We start from the raw sequence: 16,386 nt of genomic DNA, 5'->3' as shown, positions 1-16,386 counted from the left end.
CTAGTCTCCCGCGCGCTGTAGCAAAGCCATAGCGAGTGGCGAGACGTGAACACCAGTCGTCAGCGAGCGAATGAGCGGCTTGCCATCTTTGCCATCGACGTCGGAATCACCGAACGCGACATCATCAAAATCGACCTCGAGGATGGCACTTGCACCATCGTTTGTGCTGAAGCTTTCCATACCAGCCTCCATCAATTCGGAATCTGAATCGGAGCAATAGTGGTTGCTTGGCGGTCGGTGTCGGGAATTGCGAGAAGGGCCTGATCGTCGAGCGGTGCCATCGGATTAACCGGCGACAGTTCGCCACTGGCGACGAAGCGGATCACCATGCGATAGGAGTGAGTGCCCAGATTGGACGCGGCTCGGAGAGCTTTGACCGTGAAGGCCTTTGACCTTTGCGCCAGCCCCGCAATTGCCGAACGCATTGCGAGTTCGTGACTTAAGTCGACGTACGATGTGCCCGCCGCTGCAACAAGGTCGGCATTTGGAAGCCGAGGGTAGGCTTTGATCTCGCGATCGGTCCAAAGCTCCAAACCGGTGTAGCCTCGCTTTCGTGCCGCCGCGCGTACGAAGCCGTAGAGATGATCTAAATTATACTTGAGAACTTTCTCGAGCGGCTTGACCTCAACGAGGTACTTCCGATCCTTGGAGATAGTAATTTCGAAATCGAAAGTCGTTCGATAAGTGCGAACGCCGTCTGTCCACCACAGCGGGATTGGCTGCTCCGTGTAAGTGTGAATCCTTGGATCGGCTTCCGCCAAAACGATGAAGTTTCGCTCCAGCAGACTCTCGTACTGCACCATCCGATTGTTTTTGCGGGATGGGTAGCAGCCGGTGAACGTAGCCTTGCGGTGTGTCACCACTTTGCGACTTGCCGTCGATCGCCCAATCAGTCTTGCGAAATTAGTCACTGCCATTTGGCGCTCCTGAGCTTGCTGTCTCGGTTCCTGCCGCCTCGTAGGACGAGGCAAAGCCCGGGGATCCGCAGCGGCGGTGGCTGCTGCGGCCCTTTTTCGGTGGAGGCAGAGAGGTCAGACGGGCACGAACCCAGGCGGCCTCGCGCACGCGCGGGATGACCGCTGATCAAAAATCAGCTGTTAAATCGTGGGTCTGACGGGGATACGGCCCAGGCGTGAACGGGCGTGCTTGACTCTCCGATCAGAATCGGGAGACGATGCAAACGCTTCCACGGGCGCCAGCTCAAGAGGCAAGTGACAAGACGGAAGGTTTACGAGGCCTTGATCCGTCACGTCATCTGGACGTGTCAGTTATGAGCAAGCGCGCGGTTCATTTTGGGCCGCGCGTTTTGCTTTCTAGGTCATGTGCGCTCCTCTGAAGTTGGATGGACTCCATCTCATCTCGCCTCGGCCACCAGCCGATGACGCCAACTTTGAGCGAGATGAAATTCACGCACTGATTCGCGCCTCGGTGTGCGAATCACCTGAAGCTTGGTCCGGCGACGCTATTCCTGTCAACGAAGGCTCGAGAAAAGTCGGTGTATTTCTTTAGTATTAAAAAAGAGCTTGTTTGAAGGACTCGTCATAACTTGAACGGCCTTTGTTATTTCGAGTCCTTGACGAAATGATTTCAAAGTAATCACACGCATACGAATCCTTTGTTCCTTGATAAATACGTTTGAAAGAGCGATTGTCGCGACATAGTTCGCTTACTTATATCATTTGATTACAAGCAAGCATTGGAATGTTGACTAACGTCGCGCGACGCAGTTCGGTGTTATGCAGAGAGAAGAATTGACCTTGCAGGCGACCTTCGGACTTATGTCCGGTCGAATGCTGTCTGGCATACGCTATGCCGCAGCCGTTTGCTGCCGAACGTTACGCCTTAATTTATAAATGTCTTGGGCAGACGAGAGGGCGCGCCGAGACGGTACCAACGGCTTACAGTTCTTGCCCATTCGGCGAGCTGAGCGTCGTAAGCAATCAACGGCGAGGTGCTGCAGAATTTTCCATCGCGGATGTACGGATGCCCAGTCACAAAGCCAAGTAGAATAATGTCCCCGATCGGCAACATAACCGGCTGCCACGCTGATAGATTTGGCGCATGTTGAAGTTCTGAAGCGCTAGGTCGCCAGCCTTGCGCGAGCATGTTGATCGTTTTCTGAGCTTCGCAGAATCTTTCTCTATGGGTACGTCCCTCAGGCGTCCTCCGCTCTAGGATTTCTGAATCCGCCAGGCCGGGAGGCATGACTGGCGCTTCAGTGATGACAACGCCGTTGCACTTGATGAGGCGCATGCCGGGAGGCGTCAGCAGGTAGGAGTTCATGACACACTCTCCTCCTCGACTTGGCTCCCATTACCGGAATCTGTCTCGGCGTCAGCATGATCCTCGAGGAGGGGGCTTCTTTCCGATGCGCCAAAGTCGTCTTCAAGGGTCGGAACATCGAGCACACGAGATGCTTCGGCACGCTTTGCCTCGGTCGCTCTCTCCGAGCCGACATCACGGGGGATAACTATTTCACTCGAACGGACAACCGCTTCTACCTGGTGACCATCGATCACCCGATTTGCGACCAAGGTGTCTGCGACTTTTTGGAGTGCGGTGCGGTGGACAGACAGGAGGCGCTTTGTCTCTTCATAGGCTGCCGCCAGCACATCGTTGACCACGATCCGCATGTACTCGTAGCGCAGCGCTGATTCCGCTTCCCGCATGGGCGCCAAATAGACAAAGGGATGCGGTCCTGCGAAACCGAGGCTTGCGACCATTGCTGACGCCATTCGGGTGGCAGCGGCAAGATCAGAACTGTTGCTGCCGCCGGAACCGATGCTCGTGCGACCGATCACGATCTCTTCGGCGGCGCGGCCGGCGAGAAAGATTTGTAACGCCTTGGTCAGATGCTCCTGGGTATCGAGGGCATATTGCTTGCGAATACGCCAGACTGCGCCCTCACTCTCACGCCGCCGCAAGAGAACGGCATGAACGTCGTCAGGGCCGAAATGGAGGACATCGAGCAGGATGTGTCCAGCCTCATGTATGGCGATTTCCTTTGTTCTCTCCGGGGACACATCCCGGCCTCCAACAATAGTACGATAAAGGTCGTCGACCGATATGCTTCGTTCTTCGTGCCGTGCAATGCGGAGCGCATCCTTAACAGTCCGCTCGACATCGGCGCCTGTCATGCCGACGGAAAGAAGAGATATTTCCTTAAGGTCGGCATCCTGGAGGGCACCACGCAATCTGACGCGATAGATCTTCTCCAGATCGTCCGGAGTAGGTATTCTGACCTGGACGATGCGGTTCAGACGGCCCGAACGCAGGATAGCCGGATCGCATCGTGTGACATCGTTGCTGGCCCCCAGGAAGATGATGCCTTCGCGGCCAGCAAGCCCATCAAGCTGCTCCAGGAAGCCGTTCACGACTTGGATGTCGTAGTCGCGGTGCGAATGCGTCAACTCTGCCCGGATGGGAAAAGAGTCGACTTCATCAATGAGCATGACGCAGGGGGATTTGCTGCGAGCTTCTTCAAAGTCGCGCCGCATTGCGCGGAGGAGGTGGCCAAGGTGCCCTTCATCAGTCCCTTGCCATGTTGCAAGCGACGCCAGGATCAGTGGCAATCCAGCTGACTCTGCAAAGACCTTGGCGAAAGTCGTTTTGCCGGTCCCGGGCGGGCCGTTGAGCACGACCGCATGGTCGACAGCATCCCATTGAATCTCGCCGCGGCGCCAGGCCTCGATATCCCGGATAGTTGACTTCGCCCAACTGACTGCTTCGTCCATGCCGTGCAGTTCGTCGAGCGTCAGGTCACGGGCAGCCTTCTTGGAAATCTTGCGTTCGGCCAGCGCGCGCAAATGCGCGAGACACCGTTCGGGCGTGCGGTCGAACCGGACGGCCAAAACCAGTTCGTGATAGCCGATTTCCCTGACAATATCGGGCGAAAGGAAGTCGCGGCAGGGTTTTGAGGTCACCAACCGGATCACCCGGGTGATCGTCAGTGCATCAAGCCGCGGCAGCGTCAGGCGCGCCGTTTCGGCATCCCGAAGTGCCTTCGGCAAGTAGGTCTCTGCGCCGGGCGAGATCGCAAAGGTAGGCAACGCGAGTTGGACTGCGCAAAGTGCTCTTGCTTCAGTCGAAGGGATATCCTTCGATTTGAGCGGCTCGAACGCAACATGTGCGATTGCATCAAAATCGTCCCGCCGCGCATTCTGGTCGAGTGTCTTGCCCTGAGCGATACACACGTCTTCGGGCAAGACAATATCGGTCCAGTTGCCGAGAAGGCGGGAGAAAGCCTCTCCGTCAGGCACATCAATAAGAACAACGGGGGCCTCATTCTTGATCGCCTCGCAAAGATCCGGGCGATGATCGAACAGACGGGCGAAGAGGAGCCTCGCAGCGATCCGTCCCGGTGCTATCTCTTCGATTTTGTTTCGCCGATTGGGTCTTCCATCATCGGAGGAATCGACGATCAGGTCTGAGAAGGCGTTGAGCCGTTCTTCGATGTCGCGCCGATCGATCCTCTGACCTGTCTGGCGGAGGGAGGCTTCTGCGGCTTTGATGGCTTGTTCCCGCGCTGCCTTGGCAGCTTCCTCGGCCTTCCGGCGTGCGGCTATGTCTCGTTCGTTGAGATGGTAGCGTCGCGCGTTTCGCCAGCCTTTCTTGTAGGTTGCAAACTCCAACGGGCCCATCGCACGTGGATTCTCGGATGCCTCGGGTGTTGCAGGTCCGCGCTCAGGGTTCGTGGCACGGGCGCCGTCTTGGACAGCCTGGCTCCGTTCAAGCGATGATGGATTGTTGATCTCGACTTGCTTGGCCTCAATGCCCATTGTTTGACCTCTCAGATTGCGTCTGTTCCGCGTGGAAACTACGACGTGCTTCCAGTGCGTCGCGTTGGGTACTCTCAGCGCGACGCTTGCAAGTTCGCGATTGCGCGTGTTCTGCAGGCAATGACTCTCCCCTTTCGCGCGGCGTGCAGACCGCGCGAGCGCTGAGATATATCGCTGACAAAATCCTGATGCCGAAGCTGCGGTTCAGCTCGGAAAGCTCTACACTTTAAGCTCGGCCGTCAGTAGGACGGCTCTTGCTGTCTCAAACGGTCGCGATCAGGTTCGGATCGAAAAGGGGGTTTTCCCACGCCGCCAATCCAATCGACCGATACGGACCATAGCCTTTTGCGTTCGATAAGATCCTCGTCGATCCGATCATGCGATCGTCACTGCGATGAGTGTGGCCATAAACCCACAATGTTGGAGACGTTTTGGTGATCAACTCGGTAAGGTCTGACACGAATGCGGCTGTCAGGATGTCCGCCTTATGCTCCGGCTTCGCTGACATCAGATCGGGGCCATGATGGGTGACAACCACGACTGGTCCCCAGTGCTGCTTGCTCAGCTCGGCTTCAAGATATTTGCGAGAGTCTTGATGCCTGGCGAGCGTATCGATCGGGCGAAGCCGCCGAGCATATTGATCTTTTCGGATCCTCCGAAAATCGTTCATGCCGTTGCCTGCGACAATCATTGCGCGTTCGACGTCTCCAAAGATCGCAAAATCCGTCCAAAGCGTTGTGGCGACGAACTTCACATTGTCGATCACGACGGCGTCGTTCTGCAGGACGTGGATGTTGGTGCCAGCAGCAGCATCTCGCGCTTTTTCAACTGTGCGATCGATGTCGGTGCCGTAGAATTCGTGATTTCCGGGGATGTAAATGACGGGGCGATCTTGCACGCGTTGCCGCAGCCAGCGAACTCCACGTTCCATGTGCGGTACGAGGTCGCCGGCCATGATCATCACGTCGACGTCGGGGCGATGGAGTGAATCTGGCAGATCCCATCCGTGAGTCAGCTCGCAGTGCAAGTCCGACAACACCCAGAGACGCACATTAGCCTCCACGCGGATTCAAGTCAGGCCTCTGAAAACGCCCCATCTCTTTCCGCCGACTCTTAGTGACCAAGGATTCGAAACCTGCAGCGGTCCAGGCGAGTGACAAGGGTTCGCAGTGCCTATCAATCGCCGATCTGGATCTCAGAACGGCGGCCATGAGGTCGGCGGCGGCCGGATCACCTCCAATCGCGGAGCAGAGAACGGCAGTCATCGCCAGATCCATTGCGACCGATTGAGGGCCGTGACGTTTCAGCGTTCGTAGGGCTGCGCCGATGTCGTCACCAGCATCCCGCCGATGTGCGCAGGACCATCTGGGCTCTCCTGCGATTGCCAAGCGTTGCAGTGCTCGTGTGGCGGTTGGAATGTCGAATGAGGAGAACTCGTAGGCCGGGATCCGGCGCCACCACATGAGCGGTGACAGTAAGTCCTTGCTAGAATGACCGTCGGCTGATCTCCCCACTGAACCATGGTGCGAAACGGCCGCGAGCCTAGCCTTCTTCTTGTGGACTTCCCAACCTGGCCGAGAGCGTGAATCCTTGCCATTCATAGGGCGCACCCCTACCGTTGCGCCGGAGCAGGCGCGAAAGATGCCGGAAGCGGATCTGAATGACGGCCTCTGCCGTCGTCTTAGGCAGGTGTTCGTGCGGGCCGAACCAAGGACTTGCTGTAAGCGAAATCCAAAACGGAGAGCTGCGCTCTAAAACGGTTGGACTTCAGACATGCTGGACATCGGTGCGGCCTCGCTAACCTGTCCCGTTTACGTCCTATTAATCACCATACACCCGAGCGGCGCGTTTGTCGTGAGAGTCGTCGTTTTATGGTTAATTTACCTCCCAGGGATCCGGATCTAAGCCCAGAGCAGGTACGAGCTGCTCGCGCGTGGCTCAATTGGACGCACGCAACTCTTGCAGAACGGTCCGGTGTCTCAACTCGAACGATCGAGCGATATGAGCTCGATATTTCCGTGCCGAACGCAAACACGGTTGCCAGCATTCGCAAGGCATTCGAGGTCGCCGGTGTCAGATTTTCCTTCGATGGACCGGAACGAGGTGTCCACGGTCGAAAGATCGAGAAGCCCGCCAATAGGTGAGCATCGACAAGCTTGACATCATCCGTTCGCTTCGAGCGCCGAATCGCGGATGAATTTGCGTCCAATTATTTCTTGATTGGTACCGAGCGGTGGTCTGAAAGATCCTAACAGGGAAGCAGCCCGACGGCGTGACACTCAAGCAGTTCCTCAGGCCGGTCGCAATGAGGTGGTTGCTACAGATGAGGCATCTGATCAGCTAGCGTCCTCCGCGCATAATTGCGATACTCGCCGCAATCAGGGGACGCTGACGATGCAAGAGCCGATTATCGCTTGTCCGAACTGCCACACAGAAATCAAGCTGACCGAGTCGCTTGCCGCGCCTCTCATCGAAGCGACTCGGCGGCAATATGAGCATAAGATCGCCGAGAAGGAGGCCGACGTCTCGAAACGCGAGGCGCAGGTACGAGCTCAATTGGGTGAACTGGAAAAGGCGAAAGCAGCGATAGAAGAGCAGGTCGCAGCTAAGCTGAAGGCTGAGCGAGAGAGGATTGCAGCAGACGAGGCCAAGAAGGCTCGTTTGGCGATTGGAGCAGAGCTCAATCAGAAGGCACAGGAGCTCCAAGACCTCCACAATATTCTGCAGGACCGCGATGTGAAACTGGCAGAAGCGCAGAAAGCGCAGGCCGAACTTCTGCGTAAACAGCGAGAGCTTGATGACGCCCGGCGTGAGCTCGACCTCACCGTCGAGAAAAAGGTGCAGGAATCCCTAGTAATTGTTCGCGAAAGAGCAAAGCTCGAAGCTGAAGAGGCGTTGAAGCTGAAGGTCACAGAGAAGGAAGAGCAGATTGCCTCGATGCAACGGCAGATCGAGGAGCTCAAGCGCAAGGCGGAGCAGGGCTCCCAGCAAGCGCAAGGCGAGGCGCAGGAGATCGAACTCGAGAACCTTCTGCGCAGCAAATTCCCAACGGATGCAATCTTGCCGGTTCCTAAGGGCGAATTTGGCGGAGATGCCCTCCAAAAAGTGATGAGCCCACTGGGCCAACATTGCGGAACCATTCTGTGGGAGTTTAAGCGGACCAAAAACTGGAGTGATAGTTGGCTGTCCAAGCTTCGTGAGGATCAGCGGTCAGCGAGAGCTGAAATCGCGATCATTGTCTCAACTGCCCTCCCTAAAGGGGTTCATACGTTCGATCATGCAGATGGGGTCTGGGTGACCGACGCTCGCTGTGCGATCCCGCTGGCGATTGCACTCCGGCATTCACTGATGGAAATCGCTTCTGCGCGTAATTCAGTTGAGGGCCAGCACAGCAAAATGGAGCTCGTGTACCAGTATCTAACGGGTCCACGATTCAAGCATCGCATTGAAGCAATCGTCGAAAAGTTTGGCGACATGCAAGAGGACCTGGAAAAGGAGCGCAAAGCTATGACCCGCCTTTGGGCCAGACGCGAGGAGCAAATTCGGGTCGCAGTTGAATCCATGGCGGGAATGTATGGTGATTTGCAGGGAATCGCTGGCCGTACGATGCAGGAGATCAGTGGGCTGGAGTTGCCCATGATTGAAGAGAACAGCTAACTCGCTACGGCGGAATCTGCGCATATCTGCGCGGGCGCCTAGATCCTGGCTCCCCCCAACCCCTCATTGAGCCGCGCAATTGACCTCACGCTACGGTGGTATTTGCGGCAAAAATCGTTCATACTGTCCGAAATCAAAAATGGTGGGGTATCGGGGGACGTCGCGTACAATGAGTGTCACGGTGGTCGGTGCGGCGGAGCCGGAGGATCCGGCGCCCGCGCCAGGAATGCAGATTATCGCCGACATCGTCCGGACGTTTACATTCGCGTCCCATCAGAATTCCATTCCGGTCATCCGCTCGCTCACGATCGACAACGCGTCGAACCAGCATCTCGAGAACGTCACGCTCGAGATGACCGCAAGCCCGCCGTTCCTGCGCACGAAGACCTGGACGTTTGATCGCATTCTCTCGCGGGACAATCTCCGACTATCTGACCGTCGGGTCGAGCTCGACGCAAATTATCTCGCCGGTCTCGACGAAGCCGAACTCGGTGATGTGAGCTTCCGTCTCACCCATGGTGATCAGAAGCTGGACGAAAAGATCTTTCCCGTGCGGCTCCTGGCGCGTGACGAATGGGGCGGCGTCGCCGACATGGCGCAACTTCTTCCGGCTTTCGTCATGCCGAACGATCCGGCGGTGAGCACGATATTGCGCAGCGCGGCCGAGTATCTCGCCAAATACGGGCATCCCTCGGCGCTCGACGGTTATCAGTCAAACGATCCCAGACGTGCCTTCATGATCACGGCCGCTATCTATTCCTCGATTGCCGCGCTGGAAACATTCTACGCACAGCCTCCGGCGAGCTTCGAGCGGCACGGGCAGAAGATTCGCCGCCCGAGCCGCATTCTCGAGGAACGTCTCGCGACCTGTCTTGATACGTCCAACTTGTTTGCGGCCGCGCTGGAAGGTGCCGGGCTCAACCCGGTCGTCCTGATCTTCGAAGGCCACGCGGCCGTCGGCGTGTGGCTCGTCAAACGTACGCTTCCCAATACTATCGAGAATGATGCGGGCGAGATTCGCAAGGCGATTGCGGCAAATGAACTTGTGGTGTTCGAGACGACTGGCGTCGCTCACCGTCCGGTGATGATGTTTCAGCAGGCAAAAAGCCTGTGTGAATCTCGCCTCGCCGAAAACTCTCCGATGCCGTTCCTGTCGGCGATCGACATCTCACGGTCGCGGATCTCCGGCATCTATCCCCTGGCCTCGCACGCGAAGATCCAGAGTTCCGGTGATCTTGAACAAAGGTCGCCGACCGATGTGCCGCTCCCGCCGGTGCCGGAATTAGGAGACATGCCTGCCGACGCCGTCGAACAAAAGCCGACGACGCCGGCAGGACGCATCGACCGCTGGCAGACGAAATTGCTCGATCTGTCCCGTCGCAACCGTCTGATCAATTTCTCCGATACCAAGAGAGCGGTCTCGTTCCTCTGCCCCGATGTCGCCTATCTCGAGGACCGGCTGGCCGAGGGCGCGGCGGTGAAGCTCATTTCGCTCCCCGAGCAGAATCCGCTCGGTGAACGGGATGCCGGCATGTTCCGCGACATGCGCGGACACGACATCCATCAGAAATTTGCCGAGGAGGCATTGCAGCGCGACGAACTCGCCTCACCCCTCAACGCCAAGGAGCTCGACGCCCGCCTGACGGCCCTCTATCGCCAGGCGCGAAGCGACATCGCCGAAGGCGGAACCAACACGCTTTTCCTCGCCGTCGGTCTGCTGAAATGGACCGACAAGGACAAGGAGAAGGTGGTGCGGCGCGCGCCGCTTCTGCTGTTTCCAGTCAAGCTCGAACGCACGAGCGCCGCCTCCCGCTTCCGGCTGCGATTTCATGAGGACGAGCCCCGCCTCAACCAGACGCTCGTGCAGTTCGTCAAACGCGAATTTGATCTCGTCCTGCCGGAATTCAAAGACGGCCTGCCGTCCGTAAGCGGAAACGATGTCGACGTGCGCAAGGTGCTCGAACGTATGCGCGCGGCCGTACGCGACGTGCCGGGCTTCGAGATCGCGGAAGAAACCGCATTGTCGACTTTCTCATTTGCCAAGTACCTGATGTGGAAGGATCTGACCGACCGGACCGACGCCTTGCGGCAGAACCGCGTGGTTAGGCATCTGATCGATAACCCGGAAAAGATGTTTGAGGGCGCCGACCGTCCCTTCCCCGATGAGCGCGAGATAGATCGCACCATCCCGCTCGAGAAGATGGTCCTGCCGCTCTCCGCCGATTCCTCCCAGATCGCCGCCTGTATTGCCGCGGCGCAAGGACGCGACTTCATCCTCATCGGTCCGCCGGGCACGGGCAAAAGTCAGACCATCGCCAATATTATTGCGACGATACTCGCAGATGCGAAGCGCGTCCTTTTCGTAGCCGAGAAAACGGCAGCTCTCGACGTCGTTTACCGGCGACTTGAGGAGCGCGGCCTTGCCGAGCATTGCCTTGAGCTGCATTCGAACAAAGCCGACCGCAAGCACTTCCTGCAGCAGCTCAAGCGCTCTTGGGAGACAGGCTCGTCAGCGAGCAGATCGGACTGGATTTCGATCAACAGTCGCCTGAAGGTCCGGCGCGATCAGCTCAACAAATACGTCGAGGCCTTGCATCAGCCGGCGCAGAACGGGCTGACGCCTTACCACGCTATCGGAATCGCCGCCGCGCAAGCCAACGAGCATGCGCCCACCCTGTCCTGGCGCGGTCCGGACGTGCACGACAAGGAAACCTATGAATCCCTTGAAGCCTTGGCCGCTCAACTCGGGCTCACCTTCGGCGCCGTCAGGGTAAAGCCGGCGCTGCGCGTCGTGCGCGTGCGTGAATGGACGTCGTCCTGGCAGACGCAGTTGCTGTCGGCCGCAAGCACGCTTGGAAAGGCGGCGGACGACTTGCGCGAGGCGCTTATGCGCTGGAGCCGCCGGCTTAACCTCGATAGTGTCCAGGACACGCGATTAGACGGTCTGAAATATTTCGCGGACCTCGCGCGTAATATCATTTCAACCTCGGGGAAGAACTTCGACGTCATTCTCGATCGCAATTTCTCGCTTCTCGCCGACGCATTAAGCGACATGGAAGGCGCGATCGCCTCCTATCGCGATTTGGAGGCGAAGCTTTCCGCCCCTTATCCACGTGACGAACTTGTACGCATTCCGGTTGAGGAAATTGACCGCGATTGGCGCGCGGCCAATGCTGCCATGTGGCCGAAATCGTTCTTTGCCCGGCGACGGATCCGCCGCCTGCTTGCGAGCTATGCCGGTGCCAAGTCTGTCGATCCGGCAATCGACATTGGCCTGATCCGGCAGATGCAGAATGCCGCATCTATTGTTGCCGACAATGACCTAGCCCGCACCAACCTGCCGGTAGCTGGCCTCGACACCAATACCCAGGCCCTACGCAGCCATCTCGACACTGCCCAGCAATTCCGCACGGCCATCACACAGCTCGGTGAATTCGCCGGCAATATGCACGCGATTGCCACAAGCATTGCGGCAAATCTCACCGGCGAAATCAACCTGCCACAGGTGCGCGCGGCGGAAGATTTCCTGCAGAAATATCGCGTCCTTGTCATCGCCATGGAGACATTCGAGGCGATAGCGGGCGCAACGCTGCCCAAAGACGATGAGCATTTCCTTATGAACCTGTCGACGCTCATGAATGAGCTCAGCCAGGCAAGGTCCATGTTGCGGGACTGGTCGTCCTGGTGTGACGTGCGCGAACGCGCAATCGCGCAGGGGCTCGGCCCACTCGTCGAGGATCTTGAAGCGGGGGCTGTTTTGCCCGAAGACGCGCTCTCCGCCTTCAGGCTTGGATACGCACGCTGGTGGCTGCCGCTCATCATCGATCGCAACAAGGTCTTGCGGGACTTCCGGCGCTTCGAGCACGAACACGCAATCGTCGATTTCCGTGCGATAGATGACGCCGTTCGCGAGGCCGCCTCTGCCCGCGTCGCCCAGGCCCTGCTGCACAATTTGCCGCAGGTGAGCCTCGTGCCGAGGAACTCCGAACTCGGACGCTTGCGGCATCAGATGAACCTGCAGCGCCCGAGCGCCTCCATCCGCGACATGATCGGCGCGATGCCCGAGACCTTTGGAAAGCTCGCTCCCTGCGTTCTGATGTCCCCACTTTCCATCGCGCAATACCTGCCCCCGAACCAGGAGCTCTTCGACGTCGTGATCTTCGACGAGGCCTCGCAGATATCGACCTGGGATGCGGTCGGCGCGATCGCGCGCGGGCAACAAACCATTATCGTAGGCGATCCTAAGCAGCTTCCCCCGACGAATTTCTTCGGCCGCAGCGAGGATGATGACGACGACATACCCCAACACGAACGCGATCTCGAAAGCATCCTCGATGAGGCGTGCTCCTCCGGCCTGCCCACGCGCAATTTGCGTTGGCACTACCGCAGCCGGCATGAATCGCTGATCGCTTTCTCCAACTGGCACTACTACAATAACAATCTGATCACCTTCCCAAGCCCGGTGACGCAGGATCAGGCGGTCACCTTAATGCCAGTGCCAAATGGTATTTACGACCGTGGCAAAAGCCGCACTAATCGCGTCGAGGCGCAAGAGATTGTGCGCTACATCGCCTCGCGTCTCGATGAATGGCTCAAGCTACCGGAAGAGGAGCGCCCGACGCTCGGCGTCATCACCTTCAATGTCCAGCAGCAAACGCTCATCCAGGATCTCCTCGATGATTTGCGCCGCGAAAAGCCGGATTTCGAATGGTTCTTCTCCGATGACCGATTTGAACCGGTCATTGTAAAGAACCTCGAGAATATCCAGGGCGACGAACGCGACGTCATGCTGTTCTCGATCACCTTTGGAAAGGACGCTGCCGGAAAATTGCCGATGGATTTCGGCGCAATTAATCGGCAGGGCGGCGAGCGGCGCCTTAACGTCGCCGTCACGCGTGCTCGCCGAGAACTGCGTGTGTTTTCCGGGATCCGGGCGGACGACATTGATCTTGGCCGTACGAAGTCCTTGGGCGTCCAACACCTCAAAGCTTTCCTCGACTATGCAGTGCGCGGCGCGGTTTCCCTTCCGGCACAGGACCAAGGCTCCGCCGGACCCATCGAATCCCCGTTCGAGGCGGCAGTCAAGGATGCACTCGAAAGACGCGGCTGGCAGGTCGCAACTCAGATTGGTGTTTCAGGCTTCCGGATCGATTTGGGCGTTAAGCATCCGGATTTTGCCGGGAGCTATCTCGCCGGCATCGAATGTGATGGGGCAACCTACCATAGCGCAGCGACCGCTCGGGATCGCGACAAGGTGCGCGAACAGGTGCTGGTCGGTCTTGGCTGGAAGATCCTGCGAGTCTGGTCGACAGACTGGTGGTTCAACACTGAGGACGCACTAGACCGTCTGCACCAGGCCCTCACTGACACGCTGACTGAAAGCCGCGCTAAAGCCAACGCTAAGCCATAATGCATTTGCTCGAATCTGAAACGACCTGAAGCGTCCATTCGCGTGGGAGCTCATCGGCTGCTTCCCTACAAATGTTTTGATTCGTTGAAATTGTGCCAAGGTTTCTCCGAACCGAAGCGACTGCGTATCATCTCTCCTACGGCTGATCCAAGATGAGCAACGAGCGAGCCGGGCCGCCAAAGATTACTCAGCTTGGCCGCGTAACGCGCCCGCAAGCCAGGGGAGTTCCGTGCGTGTGAGTGCGACTTCGGGAGCGCCCGGCACCAGTGAGGGCAAAGCGCGCCGCAACAGCGCGATCCCGAGGCCCGCGCCGCAATACAGCAAACCCGCCAGCACGGCAGGTTGCACCGTGCCGACCAGGATTTTCGCGGCCGGCGTGGAGGCGCCAAACAACGCGGCGGAAATCAGCGCGTACAAAACGGCGGTTCGATTCATGCCGCAACGGTCCTGACTTCAGTATGGGGCATCACCGCCTGCCTCGCCCATTCACGGTTCCAATCATCAGAAGCTTTCAGTCCATAAAATTACTTAGCTCACTTTACGCCCATCGAGCCGACGGCGCACCGGCAGAAGTCCAACCACAGTCAAAGCAGCAAATACAGCACCGGCAATAAATGTTGCCTGCGGTCCAATCAGGTCCCACAGCGCTCCCGCGACGACACTTGCAGCTAGCATCGCGATACCAGTCACAAGGTTGAACATGCCGTAGGCCGTTCCTCTGAGCTCTGCCGGAGCCGCATCGGCGACGAGCGTCGCGAACAAGCCTTGCGTGAAGCCCATATGCAGCCCCCATAGAACGACGCCGACTCCGATACCTGCAAGGTTGGGAACAAGCGCAACAATGACATCGGCTGCGATAAGGAGGACTATGCCGATCAGAAGGATTGTCACGCGGTCCATCCGGTCCGAAAGGGCCCCTGCGGGATAGGCGGACAGGGCATAGGCGATGTTCATGACGACCAGAACCGCCGGAACCATCATTAATTGGAGGCCAACGGATTGGGCCTGTAGAATGAGGAAAGCCTCGCTGAAACGAGCCAGGGTGAAGAACGCGCCCACAACCACGATCCACCAGTATGTCGAACTGAGCCGTGTGAGTTCGGCGTGACTTAGCGGCATCTTCACCTTGCGCAGACCCTCCTGCCGCTTCGGCTCGTGCACGGCAAAGATGATCAGTCCCAGCGCCAGAAAAGCGGGGATGACGGCGATCCAGAACACTGGAATGAAGTCGTCAGCAAAGAGCCACATCAGTCCGATGGCCGCAAGCGGCCCCAGGAAGGCGCCGACGGTGTCGAGCGATTGCCGCAGGCCGAAACTGGCGCCTCGCACTGGAGGCGGACTGATATCGGCTACCAGAGCGTCACGCGGTGCGCCACGGATTCCTTTGCCGACGCGATCGATGAATCGCGCGGCCACGAGCCAGGCGACCGATGGGGCGAGCGGGAAGATCGGCTTGGTGAAAGCAGCCAGCCCGTAGCCCAAGACAGCGAGCAGCTTTCGTTTCCCCAGCCGGTCGCTCAAGGCTCCGGAAAATATCTTCGTGATGGCGGCGGTGGCTTCGGCAATCCCCTCAATGACCCCGACGGTAAGGGCCGATGCGCCGAGCCCCACCAGGAGGTAAACAGGCAAAAGCGCGTGGATCATCTCTGAGGAGACGTCCATCAGCAATGAGACGAAGCCAAGCGCCCAAACGCCCTTGGGTATCTGTCGCCAGGTTGCGGACTTTTTCACTTCAGGCAACTCGATCTCCTCGAGGCATGGCTCGGTCATGCTCGCTAGGAGCGCGGAGCGGCCCCTATCCGAAAGTCACAAGCATCATACCACCGTACCGAAGATCCCCCCGCTGCCCGCTTCAGCGCGAACAGGACCCGAAGCCGCCATTCGTGTTCACTTCGGAGCAAGGGAAGCTGAGATGCGGGCCGGCTCGACGCGATCCAGGTGATGGTGGAATTAATGTGGCGCCAAACAAAGCGGTGGACCGTATCATCAAGAAGGCCCAGCGCCTTCACGACCTGCACATTGTGCATATCAACTCGACATACTACGGCGGCGGTGTTGCTGAACTTCTCTCCTCCTTGACACTGTTGATGAATGCTGCGGGCGTTCGGACCGGATGGCGGGTCATCCAGGGGCGCCCTGACTTCTTCATGACGCCGCCATCGCCGTCACACACGACGAGAAGATATTCGACCGCTTCGATCACATCTTTCAATTGCGGGATGGCCGGTTGGATGGGTCTGATCTTCTGGCCAAAAACGGTGTGGTCCAACCGATCCGCGTGCGAACCCAGCCGGGAGCCGTTGATCCGCCGGCGGCCTTCAATGTTCTGAACAATAGAACTATTGACTGTCCTACAGAACGGCAAGTATTCTGCTTCGTCTCATGATCGAAGCAGGGCGAAAGCCTCTTCGGAGGCTGGAGCGCCAAGAGTTCATTTGGTCGAAGTGCAACAGGCTCTGGTTGAGCAAAAACGCACGCCCGCTTGATCGAAATCAGTGTGCGGCTCGGCCCACGCTGCGTTGGTGCTGATTGGGCGGAGTC

Annotated in this window: 11 protein-coding genes; 3 read left to right on the top strand and 8 right to left on the bottom strand. The window is 58.1% G+C overall.

Annotated elements, in window-relative coordinates; all coding sequences use genetic code 11:
- From RO009_07965 to RO009_07945, 5 genes are all read right to left on the bottom strand, one after another.
- Positions 1–180 carry a hypothetical protein gene (locus RO009_07965; protein ID MDT3684962.1) on the bottom strand — a complete coding sequence of 60 codons (180 nt, stop codon included), beginning with the start codon at positions 178–180 and terminating at the stop codon, positions 1–3.
- An 11-nt stretch (positions 181–191) separates the two neighbouring features.
- Entirely contained in the window at positions 192–917 is a 726-nt protein-coding gene (locus RO009_07960) for a hypothetical protein (GenBank protein MDT3684961.1), read from the bottom strand.
- Positions 918–1,842: 925 nt separating this feature from the next.
- The gene (locus tag RO009_07955; protein MDT3684960.1) at positions 1,843–2,283 is read right to left on the bottom strand and encodes a hypothetical protein; all 441 of its coding nucleotides are present in this window, start codon (positions 2,281–2,283) and stop codon (positions 1,843–1,845) included.
- A complete protein-coding gene (locus RO009_07950) occupies positions 2,280–4,778 on the bottom strand; it encodes an AAA family ATPase (GenBank protein MDT3684959.1) in 2,499 nt (832 codons plus the stop codon). The genes RO009_07955 and RO009_07950 overlap by 4 nt, the downstream gene beginning before the upstream one ends.
- A 262-nt stretch (positions 4,779–5,040) precedes the next feature.
- Positions 5,041–5,829: a metallophosphoesterase gene (locus RO009_07945; protein MDT3684958.1), complete on the bottom strand. Its 789-nt coding sequence runs from the start codon at positions 5,827–5,829 to the stop codon at positions 5,041–5,043.
- 820 nt (positions 5,830–6,649) lie between these two features.
- Here RO009_07945 and RO009_07940 point away from each other — a divergent pair.
- The 3 genes from RO009_07940 to RO009_07930 all read left to right on the top strand — a co-directional run bounded on the left by RO009_07940 (position 6,650) and on the right by RO009_07930 (position 13,845).
- Positions 6,650–6,922 (top strand): helix-turn-helix transcriptional regulator, encoded by a 273-nt coding sequence (locus RO009_07940; protein ID MDT3684957.1) that lies wholly within the window; start codon positions 6,650–6,652, stop codon positions 6,920–6,922.
- Positions 6,923–7,172: 250 nt separating this feature from the next.
- Positions 7,173–8,435 (top strand): DUF2130 domain-containing protein, encoded by a 1,263-nt coding sequence (locus tag RO009_07935; protein MDT3684956.1) that lies wholly within the window; start codon positions 7,173–7,175, stop codon positions 8,433–8,435.
- Between the two features lie 169 nt (positions 8,436–8,604).
- Positions 8,605–13,845 (top strand): DUF4011 domain-containing protein, encoded by a 5,241-nt coding sequence (locus RO009_07930; protein MDT3684955.1) that lies wholly within the window; start codon positions 8,605–8,607, stop codon positions 13,843–13,845.
- A 183-nt stretch (positions 13,846–14,028) separates the two neighbouring features.
- Here RO009_07930 and RO009_07925 read toward each other — a convergent pair whose 3' ends face one another.
- From RO009_07925 to RO009_07915, 3 genes are all read right to left on the bottom strand, one after another.
- Positions 14,029–14,280 carry a hypothetical protein gene (locus tag RO009_07925; protein MDT3684954.1) on the bottom strand — a complete coding sequence of 84 codons (252 nt, stop codon included), beginning with the start codon at positions 14,278–14,280 and terminating at the stop codon, positions 14,029–14,031.
- Between the two features lie 93 nt (positions 14,281–14,373).
- The gene (locus RO009_07920) at positions 14,374–15,585 is read right to left on the bottom strand and encodes an MFS transporter (protein MDT3684953.1); all 1,212 of its coding nucleotides are present in this window, start codon (positions 15,583–15,585) and stop codon (positions 14,374–14,376) included.
- Positions 15,586–15,886: 301 nt separating this feature from the next.
- Positions 15,887–16,114, bottom strand: coding sequence for a hypothetical protein (locus RO009_07915; protein ID MDT3684952.1), 228 nt, complete (start codon positions 16,112–16,114; stop codon positions 15,887–15,889).
- Between the last annotated feature and the right edge of the window lie 272 nt (positions 16,115–16,386).

Source organism: Pseudorhodoplanes sp. (assembly GCA_032027085.1).
In the GTDB taxonomy this organism is placed as follows: domain Bacteria; phylum Pseudomonadota; class Alphaproteobacteria; order Rhizobiales; family Xanthobacteraceae; genus Pseudorhodoplanes.
This window is presented reverse-complemented; position numbering and strand designations above follow the sequence as displayed.

Bases quoted from the DNA above. Each gene is read 5' to 3' on its own strand.
- RO009_07930 (MDT3684955.1), top strand. From the start codon at position 8,605: ATGAGTGTCACGGTGGTCGGTGCGGCGGAGCCGGAGGATCCGGCGCCC.
- RO009_07950 (MDT3684959.1), bottom strand. From the start codon at position 4,778: ATGGGCATTGAGGCCAAGCAAGTCGAGATCAACAATCCATCATCGCTT.
- RO009_07935 (MDT3684956.1), top strand. From the start codon at position 7,173: ATGCAAGAGCCGATTATCGCTTGTCCGAACTGCCACACAGAAATCAAG.
- RO009_07960 (MDT3684961.1), bottom strand. From the start codon at position 917: ATGGCAGTGACTAATTTCGCAAGACTGATTGGGCGATCGACGGCAAGT.
- RO009_07925 (MDT3684954.1), bottom strand. From the start codon at position 14,280: ATGAATCGAACCGCCGTTTTGTACGCGCTGATTTCCGCCGCGTTGTTT.
- RO009_07955 (MDT3684960.1), bottom strand. From the start codon at position 2,283: ATGAACTCCTACCTGCTGACGCCTCCCGGCATGCGCCTCATCAAGTGC.
- RO009_07965 (MDT3684962.1), bottom strand. From the start codon at position 180: ATGGAAAGCTTCAGCACAAACGATGGTGCAAGTGCCATCCTCGAGGTC.
- RO009_07940 (MDT3684957.1), top strand. From the start codon at position 6,650: ATGGTTAATTTACCTCCCAGGGATCCGGATCTAAGCCCAGAGCAGGTA.